The sequence below is a fragment of the Pseudomonas sp. NFPP04 genome, assembly GCF_900113815.1.
Classification (GTDB): domain Bacteria; phylum Pseudomonadota; class Gammaproteobacteria; order Pseudomonadales; family Pseudomonadaceae; genus Aquipseudomonas; species Aquipseudomonas extremorientalis.
The window spans coordinates 191,149-211,886 of the sequence record NZ_FOQS01000010.1; the positions used below are offsets into that span (position 1 = coordinate 191,149).

The following is a 20,738-nucleotide window of genomic DNA, read 5'->3' on the forward strand; positions in this document are numbered from 1 at the left end:
CCCGACGCAATCCTTATGCGGGCGGGCCTATTGTTACGCACTTTTTACGGGGCGTTGCGGCTGTGGCGGTAATCGCTGACCGCTTCATACACCGCCTTGCGCAAGCGGTTGATGCCGCCGATGGGGCGATGCTCTGCTACGCCGAACCAGGGGTTGAACGACTGGTTGTCGCACGCCAGGTTCTGCTCGGGGGTATCGAAGTCCTGCGCCGGGATCCGCACCTTGGCCACCGTCTCATACGGCGCGTCGCTTTCCTTCCACTCGATGCTGGTGTCTTCGATGGGCATGAATTTCTGCGGGTTCTGCCGCTGGATCTGCAGCACGAAACACGCCGGCACGCGATCGGTAGACAACTGCTGGCTCAAGGCACTGCGCAGGAAATTCGGCAGGTCCTGATTCTGTTTGGGCAGTGCGTATTCCGGGCAACTCTGTGGGTCGGGGGCCACGCGGAACTTGGCGTTGGCCGCGCCGAACTTGTAGGGCGAGACCGAAAAGTACGTGGTCTGTGTCGGGCTCGCCGGTGCCGGCGCCAGGGTGGCGAGGGCGATGAACAGGTGACGGACCTGCCAGGTACGCGGGTCGACCTTGGGGAAGAACGCCAGGACTTTCTTGCCATCCGCCTGGGCGCCGATGTTCTGTGCGTACTCCGCGACATCACTGACAAAGAAGTTCGGGTGGCTGAACATCACGAAGTCCTGTTCGGTGCGGGTCTGCTGGTCGGCCAGCAGTTGCTTGCCCGGCACGTCCAACAGCTTGAGCGCCATGCCCCGTGCATCGCGGATGCTGTCGAACTGCGGGTAGGCGTTGCCGTTGGACAGCCGCATCAGCGCCTGCCAGGTCTTGCCCGGCTCGGCAAACACGCCCTGGCGCAGCGCCGGATCGAGGTCGGCCATTACGCTGACTTCGGCCTTCACGCAGCCATGGGCCTTGGCGTGGGCGTCGCGCAGGTAGCGCGTGCCTTCGCGGTGCTGGTCGACGATGCGCACCGCCGTCTGGATGATGCCCTGGGTCATCGCCGCTTCGCCGGGCGGAACCTGCTCATTCGGCGACACCGGCCCGCTGTGCTGCCAGGCATACCAGGTGGTGGCGGCCAGCCAGCCGAGCAGGCCGAGGCCCACCAGCCAGACTAAGGTCTTGCCGAGAAACGCACCCATGCGCAGCCACAGGCGGGCGAGCAGGGAAGGTCGGTCGTAGGGGGATCGAATCATCATGGCAGTTGTTGCTCCAGCGGGCCGCCCAGCACTTTGAGGTATTCCAGCAGCGCCCAGCGTTCCTGCGGTTGCAGGTAACGGCCGATCACGCCATTGCCACGTTGCCCGGCACGGAATTCGTGGCCGCTGTTGTGGTTGCCGGTGATTATGGTATCGAACAGGAAGGCGTTCTTGAACGCACCGGTTTCGAAGCCCAGATGACGCGGATCGTAGTTGAAGGTGCCTTTATAGAAGGTGGTGCTGCGCTCGTCCTGAGGCGAGAGCAATTGGTAGATCGTCGGCACCGAACCGTTGTGCAGGAACGGCGGCGTAGCCCATACGCCAGCCAATGGCCGCGCCTTATAGGCCCGCAGCTCGCGCACGCCGATGGGCAAGCCGTAGCCATCCAGGCGCGGACGCTCGGCCGGGGTCACGCCGGCGGCACGGTAGGCATGCTCTTCGACAAACGCGGTGACGTAGGCGAGTCCCTTGGCCACGGACATCTTTTTCAGGTCCAGCGGTTCGGTCGGCGTCGGGTGCAGCTCGACGTTGAGTGTGGCCAGTTCCGCCGGGTCCCATTGCAGGGCGCTGAGGTCGTAGCGTTGGTCGGCAATGTTGCTGGCAGTACCGGGGTCGGTGCCGATGTAGTCCACCGGCAGCATTTTAAGCGCCTGCACCGGGCGGCCGTGTTCCTGGGTGACGCTGGGCACATGGCAGCCGGCGCAGTTTTCCGCGAACAGTGCACGGCCCTGGGCGGCGAGGGGCTTGTCGATGGCGCCGAACAGCTCCTCGGGCCAGGTCGGCGGCTTGAGGCGTTGCAGGGTTTCTTCGATGAGGTTGAGGTCACGCACGCGGACGCTGGACGGGTAACGCGCATCGCCCTGGAGCGGCTGGCCGGCCGCGTCGAAAAAGCTCAGCGTGGCGCCGACACCCAGGGCCTCACCGATATTGCGCGCCATGGGTTGCTGGGCCGAACCGTTCCATTGCACCCAATCGAAAGTCCAGATGTCCCACAACTGCGGGTAGTCCACCGGCGCGTTGGCGACGCGATAATTGTCGGGGGAAATCGCATCGCCAAAGCTGGCGTTGGCGATACGGCCAAACGCGTCGGTGCGGCCCGGGCCTTCCTCGGTGGGGTAGAGGCCGCGATGGGTGTCATTCCAGGCCACCTTGAGGAACTGGTTCAGCGATTGCTTGAAGTCCTGGCGCAGTTGTTTGTGTTCGGCGTCGTAGCGATCGCCGAGCACTTGGCGGGCAAAACGCTCGAACTTCCACGGGTTGTAGTAGGTGGCGGCGAGGCTGGCGACCAACGCCTGGCCGAAACTGCCGCCGCGCAGGGTCGGAACGCTGGAGGGCAGTACATGCTGGGCCGAGCCGCCGTCGATGCGCAGGGCCTGGCCTTTGAAGTGCAGCTCGCCGGTATGGCAGGCGGCGCAGGTGATATCCAGGTATTCAACGTTGCTGCCGGCGTTTTTATGCCGGGCGAAACCCACGGGCAAGTTGCCGGGGTTTTGCACGGTGGGCACCTGCCTGGGGTCGACCAGGAAACCGAAGCGCGCCAGGTAGTCGGGCGTGGCAAAACGTCGCTCGGAAAACGGCAGTTCGAGGGCGGTGAACCAGTCGTAGTGCAGGCCTTTCACTTGCGTGCCCTGGGGCGTGAAGTAATAGGTCTGGCGGTCGGCGGCACTCCATTGGTCCTGGTAGTGGACCTGCTCCACAGGCACGTAGTCCGGCAGCTTGGGGTTGATGGTGTAATAGAGCACCACGGCCAGCACCAGGGCCAACATGGCGAATATCAGGAGTAAAACACGGGAAAAAATGCGCAAGATGGCTATCCTTGTCTCGGCCTTGTCGAGTGGTCGCGTTGTTATGCCACTACGCCACAAGGGCGGCAAGTGGCCATGAGCCTGGTAGTAGGTGGCTCCACGATCCGTCGCGGCCCTGCATCATGAATGAAAATGCTTTTAAACACGTGAACTTATCGGAAGTTTCCTGCTCACATGCCGGTAGCCATTGGTCGTGGCCGCCTGATAAGCTCGCGACTTTATTCGAATGCCCTTTTGGCGCATGAACAAGGAAATAGCATGAAACAGCATCGGTTGGCGGCGGCGGTGGCCCTGGTTAGCCTGGTACTTGCGGGTTGTGATTCGCAGACCAGCGTAGAGCTGAAAACCCCGGCGCAGAAAGCTTCCTACGGTATCGGCCTGAACATGGGCAAGAGCCTTGCCCAAGAAGGCATGGATGACCTGGATTCCAAAGCGGTAGCCCAGGGCATCGAAGATGCCGTCGGCAAAAAAGAGCAGAAGCTCAAAGACGACGAACTGGTTGAAGCGTTTGCCGCACTGCAGAAGCGTGCCGAAGAACGCATGACCAAGATGAGCGAAGAGTCGGCAGCCGCCGGCAAGAAATTCCTCGAAGACAACGCCAAGAAAGACGGCGTCGTCACCACCGCTTCCGGTCTGCAGTACAAGATCGTGAAGAAGGGCGATGGCGCCCAGCCCAAGCCGACCGACGTGGTGACTGTTCATTACACCGGCAAGCTCACCAACGGCACCACCTTTGACAGCTCCGTGGATCGCGGCAGCCCGATTGACCTGCCGGTCAGCGGTGTGATCCCGGGTTGGGTCGAAGGCCTGCAACTGATGCACGTGGGCGAGAAGGTCGAGTTGTACATTCCTTCCGACCTGGCCTACGGCGCACAGAGCCCGAGCCCGGCGATTCCAGCCAACTCCGTGCTGGTCTTCGACCTGGAACTGCTGGCCATCAAGGACCCAGCCAAGGCTGACGCGCCTGCTGCACCAGCCGCCAAGAAGTAATCGGCGCCTGAACATACAACGCCCCGTCTCGACGGGGCGTTGTTGTTTCTGTGGTCAGCAAGCCCTCTCCCACATCAGAGCCTGGCGAATTCAAACGAACGTCTGCAACCTGCAACAGTCTGATATAAGACTCGAGTACGGGTAGCCGCACATCAACGCCAAGTCAATGAAATCTTGGGTTTTTTTTCAGTGCGCAAAAAACGCCCGATCTGACTGCAAGCCTTGTACTACGTGGCTTTCAGCCCGGAAAACAGGCTCTGTTCACAAGGTTATCCACAATTTGTGTGGATAACCTTTTATGTCATATGGAACTGGAGTGACGAATGAAACCACCGTTCAATTTCACCCGTTTCCTGCCCATGGCCGCACGCCTTCTGGGTCGCGGGCGCTTGCCTACGCTATTGTTCGCGGTCGCTGCCAAGGGCTCGAACCAAGGCAATCGCCTGGGTAAGCTCAAGGATGATCTCAGGTTGCTCCAGGCCCTGTGCCTGGCTTACTGGCGCGGTGAGTACCGGGCCATCAGCCCCAAGGCGCTGATCTCGGTGGTGGCGGGGCTGATGTATTTCCTCAGCCCGATTGATGCGATCCCCGACTTTATCCCCATGTTCGGCATGCTCGACGACATTGCCGTGCTGGCATGGGTCATGAAGACCCTGGACGGCGAACTGAACGCGTTTCGCGCCTGGCGCGACGCCCAGCGTCCGGAAAAGCTCGCCGTGGTTGAGCGGCTGCCTGCGACGCCCGCGCTGCTGGCCCAGGAAAACCCGCAAAAAAACCCATGACCTGGCTATCCCCTGCGACCTTTGTGGCTGTTAGGATTACACTCCTAAGGAAAGAGCTTACTTAGTAAGTGCAGTTATCCTACGGGGCAGTCATGGATATTCAGATAATTTCACGCAATGGCGAACCCGAATACGCGGTGTTGCCATGGGATCAGTACCAGGCGCTGCTAAAAGCGGCCGGTCAGCGACAGCCTACGCCACCTCCTTCCGCATCGACTGCCCAAGCCGCCCCTGCGCAGGATCTGCGCCTGCTCGCCGACCTGCGCGGCTTGCGCGAAGCCAAAGGCCTGGCGATCGAGACCCTGGCCCGCACCGTGGGCATCAGCCCGTCATATCTTGGATTGATTGAAAGTGGTGAACGCCAGCCGGATGCCGCGATCCGCCGCAGCCTGGCCTGGGAATTGGGCGTTGCAGGTTGGAGGGATGAATATTGAGCCTACGTATCAGCCGTCAACACTGGGATGGGTTACTCAACGAACTGGACCAGGCGCGCCGCCAGCGCCATTTGCTGACCTACCGCGCGCTGTTGGAGCGCCTGCAATTTCCCACTCCGGCCATGCAAACCCTGGCCGCTGCCCTGGAACACCTGGCAGCGCTGGACGCCAAGGCCGAGCAGCCATTGCGCAGCTCGCTGGTGATCAGCCAGGGTGCCAGCCGTTTGCCGCGTACCGGTTTCTTCGAGTGCGTGGAGCGCCTGGGGCGTTTCAGCGGGCCGTCCGATGGCGTGGCCGCCGCCTCCTGGCACGCTTCGGAAGTGGTGCGCGTGTTTGAATACGAGTATCCCGAGTCCGCCGAGGCTTAAAGCGCCTGGGGCAGTGCGTCCATGCTGTCGATCACATGGATGCTGTAGCCGGCCATATCCTTGGCATGGTGTTTGGCTTGCGACGCCAACTCCGCCAACTGGCTGGCATCGAGTTGTCCACAGGCCTGTGGATACAAATGCACCACCCCGATGGACAGCGACAGCAGTGCAAACTCCTGGCGCACGCCCTGGCGGTTCAACGCCACGAAACAGCCGGCCTCCAGATGCTCGGCGCGGTAGAAGCGCCGGCATTGGGTGTGGAAGTCATCCAGCAGCTGGTTGAGCCGTTTGCGCCAGTCCTGCGGGCCGAGCACCAGCAAAAAGTCATCACCGCCGATATGCCCGACAAAGTCGCGGCTGGGATCGACCCGGTCGTTCAGGCACTGCGCCAGGCACAGCAACACCTCATCCCCACGCCCATAGCCGTAGATGTCGTTGAACGGCTTGAAACTGTCGATATCCACGTAGCAGATCACCGACTCGCGCTGCTGTTGCAGAAGACGTGTGAGGCACTGCTGGATCGGCACGTTGCCGGGTAGCAGGGTCAGTGGATTGGCGTAGCGCGCCTGCTGGATTTTCCGTTCGGTGATCAGCTTGAGCACATCGATCACCCGGCCCAGGCCCAGGTAATCGCCATTGAGGGTGATGATGAAGTCTTCTTCGATACGTTGCCGCGCACGGCTGGTGAGCAGGCGGCTGACCTGTTGCAGCGACTGGCTCAACTCTACCGCCAGGAAGTCGGTGCTCATCAAGCGGCTGATGGGCTTGCGTGCAAACAGGTCGGTGGCGAACGGCTTGAGCAGCGCATCCGACAGCGAATGCCGGTGCACGATACCGATCGGGTGCCCACGCCCGTCCAGCACCGCCAGGGAATTGAGGTTGGCCTGGCGGCGGAACGCTTCGAGTACCTGGGCGGTGGCGGTGTCCTGGTCCACCGCCGGCTGTTCGCTCAGCAGGGCGCTGAGGTCGCTGCCTTCATCGTTCAGTGCCACATTGGAACTGTCGGGCTTGGGCAGCATGAGGCGGGCTTCCTGCGGCGGTTGCTCCTGCGGTCGGCACAGCAGGTAGCCCTGGACCAGGTCCACACCCATTTCCGTCAGCACCGCCAACTCCTCGTGCAACTCAATGCCTTCGGCAATCACCTGGGCGCGCGACGCCTTGGCGATCTGCAGGATGGAGCCGACAAACTCGCGCTTGAGCGCATCCTGATGGATACCGTCGATAAAGTGCCGGTCAATCTTCACGTAATCCGGACGCAGCTCCGACCACAAGCGCAGGCTGGAATAACCGGCGCCCAGGTCATCCAGGGCAATCGAGAAGCCCATGTTGCGGTAGTGATGCAGGGCGGTTTGCAACAGGTCGATATCGTTGGTGGGGGTTTGTTCGGTGAGTTCGATCACCACCTGGCTCGGTGGAATGCCGTAGTCATGCAGCAGTTGCAGGGTGCGTCCCGGTTGGTGCGCGGTTTCCATCAGGGATTGAGGCGAGACGTTGAGGAACAGCTTGCCCGGTAGCTTCTGCTCGCTGAAGCGCCGGCACGCGCTTTCGCGGCAGGCGATCTCCAGTTCACTCAGGCGTCCGGCCTGGCTGGCCACGGAGAACAGGGCGACGGGGGAGTGCAGCGGGCTGTTGGACGGGCCGCGGCTGAGGGCTTCGTAGCCGAGAATGCGCCGTTCAGACAGGCAGATGATCGGTTGGAACAGGCTGTGCAAACTGCCTTGAGCCAAGATAGAGCCCAATGCATTCAGCTGTTCGGTCATGGTCATGGCGATCTCGATCGAAAAAAAAGGACCGCAGGCTTGAAACCTGCGGTCCTTCATTTCACGACAGAATGATGTCTATATGATGACACTCCAAGGAGCGATCACATTAAATCGCCATCATTTACTGCTTGGCCACCTGCTTGCTGATCTTCAGGTAGTCCAGCAGGATCCGGCCGGTCTCGGCCAGGTAGGCGTCGTCTTCCGGCTTGGTTTTTTCCGCTTCGGTCGGCAGCGCATCTTCGTCTTCTTTCTTCAGCTCCTTGAGTGGATCCTCACCCTTGGCCTTGCGGCGGATGTTTTCCAGTACGAGTTGCTTGTTTTCGATGTCGGCATGCTGCGCGCGACGGTCCACTTCGTTGAGGCTGACGGTTTTTTCTTCCATCAACTTCTTGGCCAGGGCCAGCTTGTCGCGGATGAACACGAACTCGGCATCCTTGGCGGAGCGGGTGTCGTGGTCAGCCTTCAACTGCGTCAGGAACGGCTTGAACGGATCCGACGCCGGCTTGATCGCCGGGCGGATGGTGTCCCACGGCATGGCTTCCGGCAGGGCGCTTTCGCCGATTTCCTTGGTGTCGATGATCGACGGGAAATCGATGTCCGGCAGTACGCCCTGGTGCTGGGTGCTCTGCCCGGAAACCCGGTAGAACTTGGCCAGCGTCAGTTTCAGCTCGCCATGGTTCAGCGGCTGGATGGTCTGCACGGTGCCTTTGCCGAAGGTCTGGCCGCCGATGATCAAGGCGCGGTGGTAGTCCTGCATGGCGCCGGCGAAAATCTCCGAGGCCGAGGCCGAGAGGCGGTTGACCAGCAAGGCCATCGGGCCTTTGTAGAAGGCGCCCGGGTTCTCGTCTTCCAGCACGTCGACACGGCCATCCGCGTTGCGTACCAACACGGTCGGGCCCTTGTCGATAAACAAGCTGGTCAGCTCGGTGGCTTCCTGCAGGGAGCCGCCGCCGTTGTTGCGCAGGTCGATGACCACGCCGTCGACTTTTTCCTTCTGCAGTTCGGTGAGGATTTTCTTCACGTCGCGGGTGGTGGATTTGTAGTCCGGATCGCCGGCACGGAAGGCCTTGAAGTCCAGGTAGAAGGCCGGGATCTCAATCACGCCCAGCTTGTAGTCCTTGCCATCCTGCTTGAGGTTGAGGATTTTCTTTTGCACAGCCTGGTCTTCGAGCTTCACCGCTTCACGGGTGATGGACACGATCTTGCTGGTCTGGTCGTTCGGTGCATTGGTGTGCGGAATCACTTCCAGGCGCACCACGCTGCCTTTCGGCCCACGGATCAGCTTGACCACTTCGTCCAGGCGCCAACCGACCACGTCGACCATCTCTTTGTCGCCCTGGGCCACGCCGATGATCTTGTCGGCCGGAGCGACCTGCTTGGTCTTGTCGGCCGGGCCTGCCGGTACCAGGCGCACGATCTTGACCTGATCATTGTCGCTTTGCAGGACGGCACCGATGCCTTCCAGCGATAGACTCATGTTGATATCAAAATTTTCCGCGTTATCTGGCGACAGATAATTGGTGTGCGGGTCGTAGGACATCGCGAAGGTGTTGATGTAGGCCTGGAAGATATCTTCGGCACGGGTCTGGTCCAGGCGCGCCAACTGATTCTTGTAGCGCTTGGTCAACAGCTCCTGGATGGCCTTGGGCTCTTTGCCGGCGATCTTCAGGCGCAGCACTTCGTCCTTGACGCGTTTGCGCCACAGGTCGTCAAGCGCGGCGGTGCTGGTCAGCCAAGGTGCGTCCTTGCGGTCCACCAGAAGGTTTTCCTTCTGGGTGAAGTCGAGCTTGTCGACGCCTTTGTCCAGCTCACCCAGGGCGAAGTCCAGACGCGCTTTGACGCGGTCCAGGTAACGCTTGTAGATGGTGAACGCGGGCTGCAGGTCGCCGCTCTTGAGGAAGTCGTCGAACTGGGTCTTCCACTTGTCGAACTCAGCGATATCGCTGGCCAGGAAGTAGCTGCGCGACGGGTCCAGCAGCTTGAGGTAGCTGTCGTAGATGATCACTGAGCGAGCGTCGTCCAGCGGCGGCTTGCTGTAGTGATGGCGCTTGAGCAACTCGACGACGTTAAGGCTGGCAATCACCTCATCGCGATCAGGTTGAAGATTGTCCCAGCTGTTGGCTGCGAACGTATTGGTCGACATCGACGCGAAGCCGAGACCAATGAATAGAGCGAGGGCGGTGCTGGGGAACAGATGCTTCATGCTGATTCGACGCGGGGGCAATTGATAACGCATATTAGGCCGTCTTTGAGGGAGCCGGTTCCATATGGTCCGGTCGCATAATGCAAAAAGCCCGGCGATACAGCTACGGGCTCAGTCCAGACTCACTATGGAGGCACTGTGAAAGCATTGCAAGGCGTTGACGGTCATGTGGAGTGGTTGGAAGAACCCGGTCCTACTTGCGATGTAGGGCAAGTTCGTATTCGTGTGGCGGCAGCGGGCCTCAATCGCGCCGATTTATTACAGCGGGCGGGGCTCTATCCGCCGCCGCCGGGTGCCAGCCACGTGCTGGGCCTGGAGTGTTCCGGGGTGATCAGCGAAGTGGGCGCCGGCTCGTCCTGGCAAGTCGGTGACCGGGTTTGCGCACTGCTCGCCGGTGGCGGCATGGCCGAGGAAGTGGTGGTGGATGCGCGCCACGTGCTGCCGGTTCCGGAAGGCCTGTCGCTGGTCGAAGCGGCGGCGCTGCCCGAGGTGTACAGCACGGCGTGGCTGAATCTGTTCCAGTTGGCGGGCCTCAAGCCCGGTGAAAAGGTACTGCTGCATGCCGGCGCCAGCGGCGTGGGCTCGGCGGCGATCCAGTTGTGCAAGGCGTTTGGCAGTCCGTGCTGGGTCAGCGTCGGCTCGGCAGAGCGCCTGACCTATTGCGAGGAGCTCGGTGCACAGGGCGGCGTGGTGCGTACCGACGGCATCGAGGGGTTGCGGGATTTCGGGCCGTTCGATGTGATCCTCGACCCGGTCGGTGGCAACTATGCGGCGCTGGACCTCAAGCTGCTGGCCCTCGATGGTCGTTGGGTGTTGATCGGCTTGATGGGCGGGCGTGACGCGCAACTGGACCTGGCCCAGGTACTGGGCAAGCGCATTCAGTTGCTGGGCTCGACCTTGCGCAGCCGCAGTGATCAGTTCAAGGCCGACCTGCTCAGCGACTTGAGCCAGCATGTATGGCCGCTGTTTGTTGAAGGGCGGCTGAGCCCGCAACTGGCCAGGACCTTTGCAATCAGGGATGCCGAAGCGGCGTTTGCCGAGCTTGCGACCAACGGGATTTCCGGAAAGCTGGTGTTGGTGATCGACGAAAGTTTGAGCTGAATGCGGTCAATGTGGGAGGGGCGGTGCGACGATAGCGCTGGGACAGTGAAGAATTCTTCATCTGACACACTGCCATCGGGGCAAGTCGAATCGTCGCACCGCCCCTCCCAGATGTTGATCTCGGTTCAATCAGATCCAGTGATGGATCGGCCAGCCGGCTTTTTCGGCATGCTCGCGCAGCACCGGGTCCGGATTGACCACTTGTGGATGCTCCACCTTCAGCAACAACGGCAAATCATTGCGCGAATCCGAATAGAAGTACGCGCCGTCCAGTGTTTCACCTTCCTGCGCCAGCCATTCCAGTAAACGCGTGATCTTGCCTTCACGGTAGGTCAATACACCCTGAGTATGGCCGCTGTACACGCCGTGCTTTACTTCAAGCTCAATCCCCAGCACCTCATCAATGCCGATCCGCGCCGCAATCGGCGTAACCAGGTGCGTGCCCGAGGCGGAGATCACCAGGATCCGGTCGCCATTCGCACGGTGGCGGGCGATGGTCTTGGTGGCGTCGCTGTAGATCAGCGGCTCGATCACATCCTCGACCCACGGCTCCACCAAGTGCTCGATTTCCTCCGGCGTGCGGCCGATCATCGGCTCCAGGCTGAAGTCCATGAAGTCTTCCATCTTCAGCTGGCCCTGGCTGTAGGCGGCCATCAATTCGTTGTTCCTGCGCATGAACGACTCAGGGTCGACCCAGCCCAGGCGGCCCATCTGCTCGCTCCACAGGGTGGCGCAGTCGCCATGGATCAGGGTGTCGTCCAGATCAAAAATTACCAATGCCATCCGTCACGCTCTCTCAATAATCGTCGCTGCTCAGGCTACTTCACACAGGGCGCTGGGGTCGATGGAAAGTGCCAGGCGTTGCCCATCCGGGTGCAAGTCGTCGGCCGAGCGGTTGAGCACGTCCACCACCAGTTCCACGCCGCGCGCTTCGATGCGGTAGCGAATCACGTTGCCCAGCAGGCTGTGGCTGCGAACCAAGGCGTCCAACTCGCCATTGCGGCTCAGCTCGATGGCTTCCGGGCGGATGGCGATACGGCTGTTGATCGGGCGTTGCAGCAATTGGGTGGCCTTGTCGGCATCCAGCAGATTGTAGTTGCCGATGAAACCGGCGGCGAATACGTCCACTGGCGCGGTGTAGAGGGTCTCGGCATCACCGCTCTGCACGATCTTGCCCTGGTTCATCAGGAAGATCCGGTCGGACATGGTCAGGGCTTCTTCCTGGTCATGGGTCACAAAGATCGTGGTCAGCCCCAGCTCGCGCTGGATCTGGCGGATCTGCTCGCGCAGGTGCTTGCGAATCCGCGCATCCAGTGCCGACAGCGGCTCATCCAGCAGCAACAGGCGCGGGCGCGTGACCAATGAGCGGGCGAGGGCCACGCGCTGGCACTGGCCGCCGGACATCTGGTGCGGGTAGCGACCGGCGAGGTCCTTGAGTTCTACCAGTTGCAGGACTTCCTGCACGCGCTTGTGGCTGTCGTCGGCGTTGACCTTCTGCATGCGCAGGCCGAAGGCGACGTTCTGTTCCACGGTCATGTTGGGGAACAGCGCATAGCTCTGGAACACCATGCCGATATGGCGTTTCTGCGGGCTCAGCGGGACGATGTCCTGGCCATCCAGCAGGATTTTGCCACTGTCCACCGAGGTCAGCCCGGCGATGCAGCGCAGCAGCGTGGACTTGCCGCAACCGGACGGGCCGAGCAGGGTGACGAACTCGCCCTTGGCGATTTCGCAGTTGATGTCACTGAACACCGGGGTGCCGGCGTAGCTTTTTTGCAGGTGTTGGACGCTGACGAAGCTCATTGGCTTTTGTCCTTGTTCAAGATATTGGCGGCCCAGGTCAGCACCAGCACAAAGAAGAAGTAGGAAATCACGACGGCACTGGTGAAGTGGCCGCTGCTGTTGCGCATGTTGTTCAGGTAGACCTGCAGGGTTTCGTAGCGCGTACCCACGAGGATATTGGCGAACACGAACTCACCGAACAGGAACGAGAACGACAGCAACAGTGCCACCATCAAGCCTTTGCGCAGGTTGGGCAGCACCACCAGGATCGCCGCCTGCCAGGTGCTGGCGCCAAGCAGTTGGGAGGCGTCCATCAGGTCGCGCAGGTTGATCGCCTGCAGGTTGTTGGTGATCGCCCGGTACATGAACGGCAGTGCCACGGTGAAGTAGCAGCCGATCAAAATCCACGGCGTGCCCACCATCGCAAAGGGACCTGAGCCATACAATTGCAGCAGGCCCACCGACGACACCACGGGCGGCACCGCGAAGGGCAGCAGGATCAGGATGTTCATCAGCGCGTCGAGTTTGGGGAAGTGGTAATGCACCACGAACAGCAGCGGCAAAATCAGCACCACCGACAGCACCAAGGCGCCCACGCACACCAGCAACGATTGCCCGAAGGCCATCAGGAAGCGCGGGTCGCTCCACAGCTGTACATACCATTTCACCGTGAAACCAGCGGGCAGGATCGTTGCCGACCAACTGCTGGCGATGGAATAGACGAAGGTGCCGATCAGCGGCAGCACCAGGATCGCAAACAACAGGCATACCACCACGCGGTGGTAGAGGGAGGCCGGGCCGGCTTCAGCGCGAGACATGGTAGCTCCTCTTGAGCAGCAGTTGATGGACCACGGTGACCACGGTCATCAGCGCCACCAGCACCACGGCCAAGGCACTGGCCAGGTTCGGGTCGAGGGACACGTCACCGGAGACCAGGCCCGCGATGCGGATCGGCAGCACGTTGAAGTTGCCGGTGGTCAGCGCATACACCGTGGCATAGGCCCCAAGGGCGTTGGCCAGTAGGATCACGAAGGTGCCGAGCAGGGCCGGGGTGAGCACCGGCAAGCCGATGTGTCGCCAGAACTGCCAACCGTTGGCACCCAGCAGCGACGCCGACTCACGCCAGTCCTCGCGCAGCGCATCGAAGGCCGGGTACAGCAGCAGTACACCGAGGGGAATCTGGAAATAGGTGTAGAGAATGATCAACCCGGTCTTCGAATACAGGTTGAAGTCCTGAATGATCCCCGCCTGCTTGAGCATGATCGTAATGCTGCCGTTGAAGCCCAACAGGATGATGAAGGCAAAGGCCAGGGGCACGCCGGCAAAGTTGCTGGTCATGTTGGCAAAGGCGGTAACGAAGTTGCGCAGCGGCGAATCCACCCGACGCAGGGAGTAACTGCCGAGGGTGGCGATGATGATGCCGAACACGCTGGAGTAGAAGCTGATCTCCAGGCTGAACTGGATGGCTTGCAGGTAGAACTTCGAGCTGAAGATGCGCGTGAAGTTTTCCACGCCCCAGCCAGCCTCTTCGGTTTGCAGGCTGTTGATCAGCACCCATACCAACGGGGCGATTTCGAACACGATAAAGAACAGTGCGAAAGGCACCAGGCACAGCAGCGCCAGCCATTTGCCTCGGATCATTTCAACAGCTCCCGGCATACAGGTTTGTCGTGGGGTACGCCCAGCAGCTCACAGACGGTGCCGCACAGCTCGGTCTGTTTCGGTGCGGCGCGGCTGTCCAGGCTGAACGCAGCCCCCAGCACAAACAGCGGCACTTCGCGTTCTTCGGGGAGCAGGCCGTTGTGGGAACGGTCGTTGTTCATGCCGTGGTCGGCGGTCACCAGCACCTGGTAGCCGGCGTCGAGCCAGGTGTGCAGGTAGTCGGCCAGGATGATGTCGGCCGAGCGTGCGCTGTTGCGGTACTGGGGGGTGTCGAGGCCGTGCTTGTGGCCGGCGTCGTCGATGTTCATCGGGTGCACCAGCAGGACGTTCGGCGCGTGCTTGAGGCGCAGGCTTTCGGCGTCGGCGAACAGGTGGGAATCCGGGTAGTGGTCATTCCAGTAGAAATGCCCGTGCTGGATCGCCAGCGCCGGGTCGTCGGTATGACGGTCGCGGGCGGCGAGAAAGGGCGTGCGGTTATACAACTCGCTGACCCAGTGATAAGCCGCCGCCGCGGTAGTGAGGCCGGCGTCGGTGGCGTAATGGAAGATGCTGCGCTGGTTGGACAGGCGCGAGACGTTGTTGTGCACGATGCCGCTATCGATCGGCGCTACACCGGTGAGAATGCATTCGTACAACGGGCGGGACAGGGCGGGCAGTTCACATTCCAGTTTGTACAGGGCTGCGCGTCCTGCGCCGACATAGGCCTGCAAGTGCCCCATGGCGTGCCGCGCAACCTCGAAGTTCAGGCCGTCGAGCACGACAAGGATGACATTGTGCTTCATGGGGGGAGGCGCTCCGCAACGATGGACTTGGCTCGATATTCCTGATGCATCTGGGTTCAAGTGTGGGAGGGGGGTTGCCCCCGATAGCGGTGTGTCAGTTTGAATATCTGTCACTGATCCACCGCCATCGGGGGCAAGCCCCCTCCCACATTGGATCTCCAGTGGAGTCCAATGTGGGGTGGCAGGCTTACTTCATCTCTACGATGACTTGCTCGTTCCACAGCTGAGGCAGCTTCTTGGACGTGGCTTCCCAGGCATCGGCATCCTTGATCGGCTGCGGGTTGGCCTTGGTGTACTGCTCGCCCGGGATCAGGTTCTTGGCGATCTCGGTCGGCAGTTTCAGGTCGGTTTCAGCACGGATCGGACGCGCATTGCCTTTGGCCAGGTTGAGTTGGCCGGCGTCGCTGAAAATGTACTCGCGGGTCAGCTTGGCGGCGTTCGGGTGCTTGGCGTATTTGTTGATGAGGGTGGTGTAGCCGGATTTCACCGAGCCATCCGATGGGATCAGCACCACGTAGTCATCCGGGTTGGCCATCTTGGCCTTGTAGCTCAGGCCGTTGAAGTCCCAGACCACGCCCACTTCGACTTCACCTTTTTCCAGGGTGGCGATGGTCGGGTTGGACAGTGAGAGGCGGCCTTGCTGGGCGATCTTGGTGAAGAATTGCAGGCCGGGGGCGATGTTCTTTTCGTCGCCTTTATTGGCAATGGCGGCTGCCAGTACGCCGTTGGCCGCTTGCGCCGCAGTGCTTACGTCACCGATGGAGACCTTGTATTTGCCGTTTTGCAGGTCAGCCCAACGGGTGGGCACTTCAGAGCCGTGCAGCAGCTTCTTGTTGACGATAAACGCGATGGTGCCGGTGTAGGCCAGGGCCCAGTGACCGTCCTTGTCTTTCGCCCAATCCGGGACCTGGGCCCAGGTGGACGGTTTGTACGGCTGGGTCACGTCCTGCTTCACCGCAATCGGCCCGAACGCCGCGCCCACGTCGCCGATGTCGGCGCTGGCGTTGTCTTTCTCAGCCTTGAACTTGGCGATTTCCTGGGCCGAGCTCATGTCCGTGTCGATGTGCTTGAGGCCGTAGGTCTTGGCCAGGTCTTCCCAGGTGCCTTTCCAGTTGGCCCAGTCATCGGGCATGCCGACGCTGTTGACAGCGCCTTCTGCCTTGGCGGCAGCTTCCAGGGTTTTTAGATCGGTATCAGCGGCCATGGCGGCGGTGCACATGGCAATGGTCGAGCCTAACAGTGATGCCAGGAAAAGCTGTTTCATCCGAAGCTCCTTTGGGCGTTTTCAACGCGGCGGTTGTTTCTGCGGTGTTGTTGGTCTAGGTCAGAGCAATACCTGAGCCAATCTAGGCTCGATGGATGACAGTTTCATGTCGATGTCGTTTTTAAAATGCTGATGTCGCTTGTCGCAGAGTCAGCGTAGACCATGCTCAAGTGCCCGTGGGGAAGGGACTTGGCCGACGTATTGCAGGGTGTGCTGCGACGGCTGCACACGGACTGTCATCTGTCGGTCATCTGTACTACCTAGGCTGGCACTCAACCGTGCAAGCCCATTTACGGAGCGGTTTGTGCACCTTGTCGGTGCTGGTCTAGTCCAGATAGGTAACGTTGATGCGTGATGAGGCAATCAAGGCGGTGACATCCATCGGCCTGGCGCTGCAAGAGCAGATCGACCACGGCCTGTTGCCGCCTGCCAGCAAACTGCCGGCCGAGCGCAAGCTCAGCGAGTTGTTCGGTACCACCCGGATTACCGTGCGGGAAGCCTTGTTACAACTGGAAGCGCAGGGTCAGATTTATCGCGAGGAGCGACGCGGCTGGTTTGTCTCGCCGCCACGGTTGGCCTACAACCTGATGCAACGCAGCCACTTTCACGCGATGGTCAGCGACCAGGGGCGGGTGGCGTCCACCGAGGTCATCTCCGCGCGGCTGCAACCGGCGTCGGCGGCGGTGTGCGCCTGGTTGCAGCTGCCGGCACTGTCGAGCGTGATCCAGATCTGCCGGGGTCGGCGCATCGATGGACGCCTGGTGTTGTATGTGGAGCACTACCTGAACCCGCAGTATTTCCCGGGGATCCTGGCGTGTGATTTGAATCAGTCGATGACCGAGCTGTACGCACGCAAGTACGACCTGCACTACGGGCGGGTGCGTTTCGAGATCGTGCCGACGTCACTGCCGGTGGAGGCTGCTGCGGCGTTGCGCGTATCGGTGGGCAGCCCGGGCTTGCGTATCGCCCGGGTCAATTATGACCAGCACCAGCGGTTGATCGACTGCGACCTGGAGTTCTGGCGGCATGATGCGATTCATGTCGGTGTGGATGTCATGGGGTCAGCGCCTTGATCACCTGGTCCACATTGGTCTCCAGCTCCGCCACCGGTTCCGCACCGTCCACGTTCAGCACCAGCAGCCTGGCGCCACTTGCCGTTACCGCTGCCGTCACCGCCTCACTCGGCTGGCGATGATGCAGCACCACCGCCACATCGTTGTCCTTCAGCTCGGCCGTGAGTTTCTGTAGCGCCTCGGGCGTCCAGTCGGCATCCGGCCGTGCATCGGTGCTGAGCGCTTCGAGGTTCAAACTGCTGATCAGATAAGCAAAGTGATCGCTCAGGCTGACCACACTCAGGTTATCCGCCTTGGCCAGGCGCGCTTCGCTGTCGGCGGTGAGTTTGAGCAGGCGCTGCTTGAGGGCGGCGAGGTTGGCGTCGATCTTCGGCTTGGCGCCCGGGGCCAGGCGGCTCAGGTCGGCAGCCAGTACATCGGCCATGCGTCCCATATTGTTGCTCGACTGCCATGGCTGGCTGTTCAGGCCATCGGCAACGCCAGGCTGTACGGCGATGCCAGGCAAGCCACCATCCACCGGGCGGGCGGCGTCGACTTCGACGATACGGATATTGCTACGCCGCGCCACCGGGTACAGCGGGTCATCGGCCCACAATGAGCGCAGGCCGATGGCGGCGTCGGCGTCCAGCGCCAATTTGCTCAGGGCCGGCGCGCCACGGCCGGTGAAGTAGGACACCTGGCGTGAACCTGGCAAGTTGGCCGGCGCGGCGCGCTCAAGCTGTACGTTGGTGCCTTTGAGCAGCACCTCGGCCAGGCCGTAGGTAATCGGCAGCGAAGCGAGGATCTTCACCTGTTTTACCGAAGTGGCCTTGCTCAGTGCGACGTGGCCCAATCCCTGATGGATCTTGAGAGGTTTGGGCTCTACCCCGTCGACCGCCAGGGCCGAAGTGCTGATGAAACACGTGATGGCCAGAGCCAATGGACGAAGTACAGGGCGCATTATCCAAGATTCCCTTTGAGGCTGGGCACTGTGCCGCGCGCGATGGCGGCCAGGGCGAAGGCGATACCGGCGACCAGGATGATGGCGGCGCCGGACGGCACGGGCAGGTCGAAGATGATCGGCAGCAGGATCCCGCACAGGGTGCTGACTGTGGCAATCGCCACCGAGATCCAGAAGAAGCCCTTCAGCGACTGGCTCAACAGCCGCGCCGCAGCCGCCGGAATCACCAGCAGCGCTCCCACCAGGATCGCACCGATGACCTTGACCGCCGCGACGGTGATCAGCGTCACCAGGATCACGAACAGGTAGTCCAGGGTTTTCACGGCGACGCCGCGCACAGCGGCCAACTGCGGATTGAAGCTGGCCAGCATGATGCGGTTGTACAGCGGCAGCGCCAGGGCCATCACCAGCGCACCGACAACCGCCAGCACCAGCAGATCGTTGCCGTTGACTGTCAACACCGAGCCAAACAGCACGTTCTCGAGGATATGCACGTTGATCTTGCCGGCCAGGATCAGCAACAGGCTCGCCCCCAGCGCCAGGGACACCGACAGGAACACCCCGATCAAGGTGTCCGGCGCCAGGCCCGTGCGGTTGCGCAGGTAGTTGAGCAGGATGCCGAACAGCAGGCAGTAGCCGAACAGTGCGCCATACGGCCCGGTGTAGGGTTCACCCAGCAGGATCCCGACTGCCACGCCGGTCAACGCGGCATGGCCAACCGCTTCGGAGAAAAATGCGAAGCGCTTGACCACCACCAGCGTGCCCAGGCCGCCCAGCACCGGGCCGATCAGCAGACCGGCGAGCAGGGCGTTGACCACAAAACCGTAGGCCAGCGCCTCCGGCAGGTAGCCGGCAGAGGCCCAGCCCTGGACCATCAAGCGAAAGGCTTCATAACTCATTGCGCCGGGCTCCGAGGGTGGGTGGAGAACAGGGTCAGCAGGCGATCCGGGGTCAGCGCCTCCTTGGGCGTGGCATCGAACAGCACGCGGCGGTTCAGGCCGGTGACGCGGTCGGCCAGGCGGCCCACGGCTTCCAGGTCATGCTCGATCCACAGCACGGTGATCCCGGCCAGGTGCCAGTCATTAAGCAGGCGCTCGAACACCTGGATACCGGCTTCGTCGAGGGCCGACATCGGCTCATCCAGCACCAGCAGGTGCGGCGCCGGGATCAGCCCCTGGGCCAGCAGCACACGCTGGCGTTCACCGCCGGACAGCGCGCCCATGCGCCGCTTGCGTTTGTCCTGCATGCCGACGCGCTCCAGTGCATCCCCGATCGCGCCGGCGTAGTGCCTGGACAGGCCCAGGAACGCCGGGCGCCGTTGGCACATGGCAGCCATGAAATCATCCACGGTCATCGGCAAGCCCCGGTCAAACTCCAGGGCCTGGGGTACATAACCGATGGTGCCGGGTGCGGCCGGCCAATGCAGGCTCAGCCGACCCTGATTGGGTGTTTGCCCGAGCAGGGTCTTGATCAGCGAGCTTTTACCGCCGCCGTTGGGGCCGACCAGCGCATGGATGCTGCCCGGCTGTACCTGGAAACTCACCGCATCGAGGATCGCGGTGCGACCCAGGGTCAACGACACCTTGTCGAACTCGAGCGTCGGGCCGACGCTGACCGCCTTCAGCTGTTCCGCCGCCGTCATGCTCCGGACTCCTGAATTGCCCGGACCACCGTGTTGAGGTTACCGGTCATTTCCACTTCGTACTTCTCGGCGCTGTATTCGCCGTAGGAAATATGCGACAGCGGGTACAGCTTGACCCCGGATTCACGCTGGATGGTGTCGACGTAGGTGGACGGGAAGTCCATCTCCGAGAAGATCACCTTCACGTCCAGGGCGCGCAGTTCGTCGATGGTTTTCTTCAACTGGCTGGGGCTTGGCTCGATGCCGTGGGCCGGTTCGACCACGGCGGTGACTTCCAGGCCGAACTCGCGCAGCAGATAGTCGTAGGCCGCATGCACGGTGGCCACGCGCAGGTCCGGGTTGGGTGCGCTGGTCAATTTGGCCAGGGCATCGGCACGCATCTGGCGCAGGCGCTTGCCGTAGGCGCGGGCGTTCTGGGTGTAGGTCTTGGCGTTGTCCGGGTCGAGCTTGCCCAGTTCGCGGGCAATGTTGTTGACCTGGGCAATCGATGCGCTGATCGACAGGAAGGTATGCGGGTTGACCACCTTGCCCGCACCGCGTGCGGCGTTACCGGTGGCGGCCAGCAATGGCACATTGGCGTTGGCTTCGATCACCGGGATGTCCGGGCGCTCGCTGGTAGCGATCATGCGGTCGGCGAAATCATCGTGGCCGACGCCGTTGAGCACGATCACGTCCAGGGTGCCGATGCGCTTGATGTCTTCGGCGCGTGGCTCGTAGGCATGCGGGTTGAAACCGGCCGGAATCAGCGGCACCACCTCGGCCTTGTCGCCGACGACATTGGCCACGTAGCTGTAATAAGGGTGCAGGGTGATGCCGATACGCAGGCGCTTGGTTGCCTCGGCATTGGCCAGGGGAGCGAGCATCAGGCTGAACAGGCCAACCAGCAACAGGCGCAACAGGGGCGATGAAATAGACATGGGCAATCGGTCTTCTCGT

Annotated in this window: 20 protein-coding genes; 6 read left to right on the forward strand and 14 right to left on the reverse strand. The window is 61.7% G+C overall.

Annotation, left to right across the window (positions count from 1 at the left end):
- Positions 1-44: 44 nt before the first annotated feature.
- Both BM017_RS21085 and BM017_RS21090 read right to left on the reverse strand, forming a co-directional pair.
- Positions 45-1,211, reverse strand: coding sequence for a catalase family protein (locus BM017_RS21085; protein WP_092247987.1), 1,167 nt, complete (start codon positions 1,209-1,211; stop codon positions 45-47).
- Complete coding sequence (locus BM017_RS21090; protein WP_092247990.1) at positions 1,208-3,016, reverse strand: di-heme-cytochrome C peroxidase; 1,809 nt, start codon at positions 3,014-3,016, stop codon at positions 1,208-1,210. The genes BM017_RS21085 and BM017_RS21090 overlap by 4 nt, the downstream gene beginning before the upstream one ends.
- 258 nt (positions 3,017-3,274) lie before the next feature.
- On the opposite strand from BM017_RS21090, the gene BM017_RS21095 reads away from it, so the two are divergent.
- The 4 genes from BM017_RS21095 (at position 3,275) to BM017_RS21110 (ending at position 5,590) form a co-directional block, all read left to right on the forward strand.
- Positions 3,275-4,006, forward strand: a complete 732-nt coding sequence (locus tag BM017_RS21095; protein ID WP_071492256.1) for a BamJ family beta-barrel-assembly machinery protein — start codon at positions 3,275-3,277, stop codon at positions 4,004-4,006.
- Positions 4,007-4,329: 323 nt separating this feature from the next.
- Positions 4,330-4,788 carry a YkvA family protein gene (locus tag BM017_RS21100; protein ID WP_092247993.1) on the forward strand — a complete coding sequence of 153 codons (459 nt, stop codon included), beginning with the start codon at positions 4,330-4,332 and terminating at the stop codon, positions 4,786-4,788.
- A 92-nt stretch (positions 4,789-4,880) separates the two neighbouring features.
- The gene (locus BM017_RS21105; RefSeq protein ID WP_092247996.1) at positions 4,881-5,222 is read left to right on the forward strand and encodes a helix-turn-helix domain-containing protein; all 342 of its coding nucleotides are present in this window, start codon (positions 4,881-4,883) and stop codon (positions 5,220-5,222) included.
- Positions 5,219-5,590, forward strand: a complete 372-nt coding sequence (locus BM017_RS21110; protein ID WP_005786715.1) for a hypothetical protein — start codon at positions 5,219-5,221, stop codon at positions 5,588-5,590. The genes BM017_RS21105 and BM017_RS21110 overlap by 4 nt, the downstream gene beginning before the upstream one ends.
- Here the strand turns inward: BM017_RS21110 and BM017_RS21115 are convergent.
- Together BM017_RS21115 and BM017_RS21120 are read right to left on the reverse strand one after the other, a co-directional pair.
- Positions 5,587-7,356: a bifunctional diguanylate cyclase/phosphodiesterase gene (locus tag BM017_RS21115; protein WP_071492291.1), complete on the reverse strand. Its 1,770-nt coding sequence runs from the start codon at positions 7,354-7,356 to the stop codon at positions 5,587-5,589. The two genes, BM017_RS21110 and BM017_RS21115, sit on opposite strands and share 4 nt — an antisense overlap.
- A gap of 118 nt (positions 7,357-7,474) precedes the next feature.
- Positions 7,475-9,556, reverse strand: a complete 2,082-nt coding sequence (locus tag BM017_RS21120) for a carboxy terminal-processing peptidase (protein WP_170856108.1) — start codon at positions 9,554-9,556, stop codon at positions 7,475-7,477.
- Between the two features lie 138 nt (positions 9,557-9,694).
- Between BM017_RS21120 and BM017_RS21125 the strand changes: the two genes are divergently transcribed.
- Entirely contained in the window at positions 9,695-10,657 is a 963-nt protein-coding gene (locus BM017_RS21125) for a zinc-binding dehydrogenase (protein WP_092248002.1), read from the forward strand.
- Between the two features lie 129 nt (positions 10,658-10,786).
- On the opposite strand, the gene BM017_RS21130 is transcribed toward BM017_RS21125, so the two are convergent.
- From BM017_RS21130 to BM017_RS21155, 6 genes are all read right to left on the reverse strand, one after another.
- Positions 10,787-11,440, reverse strand: coding sequence for an HAD family hydrolase (locus tag BM017_RS21130; protein ID WP_092248005.1), 654 nt, complete (start codon positions 11,438-11,440; stop codon positions 10,787-10,789).
- A 30-nt stretch (positions 11,441-11,470) separates the two neighbouring features.
- The gene (locus tag BM017_RS21135; RefSeq protein ID WP_092248008.1) at positions 11,471-12,460 is read right to left on the reverse strand and encodes an ABC transporter ATP-binding protein; all 990 of its coding nucleotides are present in this window, start codon (positions 12,458-12,460) and stop codon (positions 11,471-11,473) included.
- Positions 12,457-13,257, reverse strand: coding sequence for an ABC transporter permease (locus BM017_RS21140; protein ID WP_092248011.1), 801 nt, complete (start codon positions 13,255-13,257; stop codon positions 12,457-12,459). The genes BM017_RS21135 and BM017_RS21140 overlap by 4 nt, the downstream gene beginning before the upstream one ends.
- Positions 13,244-14,080: an ABC transporter permease gene (locus BM017_RS21145; protein ID WP_092248014.1), complete on the reverse strand. Its 837-nt coding sequence runs from the start codon at positions 14,078-14,080 to the stop codon at positions 13,244-13,246. The genes BM017_RS21140 and BM017_RS21145 overlap by 14 nt, the downstream gene beginning before the upstream one ends.
- Positions 14,077-14,883, reverse strand: coding sequence for an alkaline phosphatase family protein (locus tag BM017_RS21150; protein WP_092248017.1), 807 nt, complete (start codon positions 14,881-14,883; stop codon positions 14,077-14,079). The genes BM017_RS21145 and BM017_RS21150 overlap by 4 nt, the downstream gene beginning before the upstream one ends.
- Before the next feature lie 187 nt (positions 14,884-15,070).
- Positions 15,071-16,147 carry an ABC transporter substrate-binding protein gene (locus BM017_RS21155; RefSeq protein WP_092248020.1) on the reverse strand — a complete coding sequence of 359 codons (1,077 nt, stop codon included), beginning with the start codon at positions 16,145-16,147 and terminating at the stop codon, positions 15,071-15,073.
- Between the two features lie 347 nt (positions 16,148-16,494).
- Between BM017_RS21155 and BM017_RS21160 the strand changes: the two genes are divergently transcribed.
- Positions 16,495-17,220, forward strand: a complete 726-nt coding sequence (locus BM017_RS21160) for a UTRA domain-containing protein (protein ID WP_033900319.1) — start codon at positions 16,495-16,497, stop codon at positions 17,218-17,220.
- Here the strand turns inward: BM017_RS21160 and BM017_RS21165 are convergent.
- Genes BM017_RS21165 through BM017_RS21180 form a run of 4 tightly spaced genes read right to left on the reverse strand, consistent with a single transcriptional unit; the run spans position 17,201 to position 20,719 of the window.
- The gene (locus BM017_RS21165) at positions 17,201-18,160 is read right to left on the reverse strand and encodes a metal ABC transporter substrate-binding protein (protein WP_092248023.1); all 960 of its coding nucleotides are present in this window, start codon (positions 18,158-18,160) and stop codon (positions 17,201-17,203) included. The two genes, BM017_RS21160 and BM017_RS21165, sit on opposite strands and share 20 nt — an antisense overlap.
- Positions 18,160-19,059, reverse strand: coding sequence for a metal ABC transporter permease (locus BM017_RS21170; RefSeq protein ID WP_092248025.1), 900 nt, complete (start codon positions 19,057-19,059; stop codon positions 18,160-18,162). Before BM017_RS21170 ends, BM017_RS21165 begins: the two co-directional genes overlap by 1 nt.
- Positions 19,056-19,802: a metal ABC transporter ATP-binding protein gene (locus tag BM017_RS21175; RefSeq protein ID WP_092248028.1), complete on the reverse strand. Its 747-nt coding sequence runs from the start codon at positions 19,800-19,802 to the stop codon at positions 19,056-19,058. Before BM017_RS21175 ends, BM017_RS21170 begins: the two co-directional genes overlap by 4 nt.
- A complete protein-coding gene (locus BM017_RS21180) occupies positions 19,799-20,719 on the reverse strand; it encodes a metal ABC transporter substrate-binding protein (RefSeq protein ID WP_092248031.1) in 921 nt (306 codons plus the stop codon). The genes BM017_RS21175 and BM017_RS21180 overlap by 4 nt, the downstream gene beginning before the upstream one ends.
- Positions 20,720-20,738 lie beyond the last annotated feature (19 nt).

Coding starts and splice junctions, on each gene's coding strand:
- BM017_RS21130 (WP_092248005.1), bottom strand. CDS start 11,440: ATGGCATTGGTAATTTTTGATCTGGACGACACCCTGATCCATGGCGAC.
- BM017_RS21100 (WP_092247993.1), top strand. CDS start 4,330: ATGAAACCACCGTTCAATTTCACCCGTTTCCTGCCCATGGCCGCACGC.
- BM017_RS21165 (WP_092248023.1), bottom strand. CDS start 18,160: ATGCGCCCTGTACTTCGTCCATTGGCTCTGGCCATCACGTGTTTCATC.
- BM017_RS21095 (WP_071492256.1), top strand. CDS start 3,275: ATGAAACAGCATCGGTTGGCGGCGGCGGTGGCCCTGGTTAGCCTGGTA.
- BM017_RS21160 (WP_033900319.1), top strand. CDS start 16,495: ATGCGTGATGAGGCAATCAAGGCGGTGACATCCATCGGCCTGGCGCTG.
- BM017_RS21180 (WP_092248031.1), bottom strand. CDS start 20,719: ATGTCTATTTCATCGCCCCTGTTGCGCCTGTTGCTGGTTGGCCTGTTC.
- BM017_RS21115 (WP_071492291.1), bottom strand. CDS start 7,356: ATGACCATGACCGAACAGCTGAATGCATTGGGCTCTATCTTGGCTCAA.
- BM017_RS21155 (WP_092248020.1), bottom strand. CDS start 16,147: ATGAAACAGCTTTTCCTGGCATCACTGTTAGGCTCGACCATTGCCATG.
- BM017_RS21085 (WP_092247987.1), bottom strand. CDS start 1,211: ATGATGATTCGATCCCCCTACGACCGACCTTCCCTGCTCGCCCGCCTG.
- BM017_RS21105 (WP_092247996.1), top strand. CDS start 4,881: ATGGATATTCAGATAATTTCACGCAATGGCGAACCCGAATACGCGGTG.
- BM017_RS21120 (WP_170856108.1), bottom strand. CDS start 9,556: ATGAAGCATCTGTTCCCCAGCACCGCCCTCGCTCTATTCATTGGTCTC.
- BM017_RS21145 (WP_092248014.1), bottom strand. CDS start 14,080: ATGATCCGAGGCAAATGGCTGGCGCTGCTGTGCCTGGTGCCTTTCGCA.
- BM017_RS21175 (WP_092248028.1), bottom strand. CDS start 19,802: ATGACGGCGGCGGAACAGCTGAAGGCGGTCAGCGTCGGCCCGACGCTC.
- BM017_RS21170 (WP_092248025.1), bottom strand. CDS start 19,059: ATGAGTTATGAAGCCTTTCGCTTGATGGTCCAGGGCTGGGCCTCTGCC.
- BM017_RS21150 (WP_092248017.1), bottom strand. CDS start 14,883: ATGAAGCACAATGTCATCCTTGTCGTGCTCGACGGCCTGAACTTCGAG.
- BM017_RS21140 (WP_092248011.1), bottom strand. CDS start 13,257: ATGTCTCGCGCTGAAGCCGGCCCGGCCTCCCTCTACCACCGCGTGGTG.
- BM017_RS21135 (WP_092248008.1), bottom strand. CDS start 12,460: ATGAGCTTCGTCAGCGTCCAACACCTGCAAAAAAGCTACGCCGGCACC.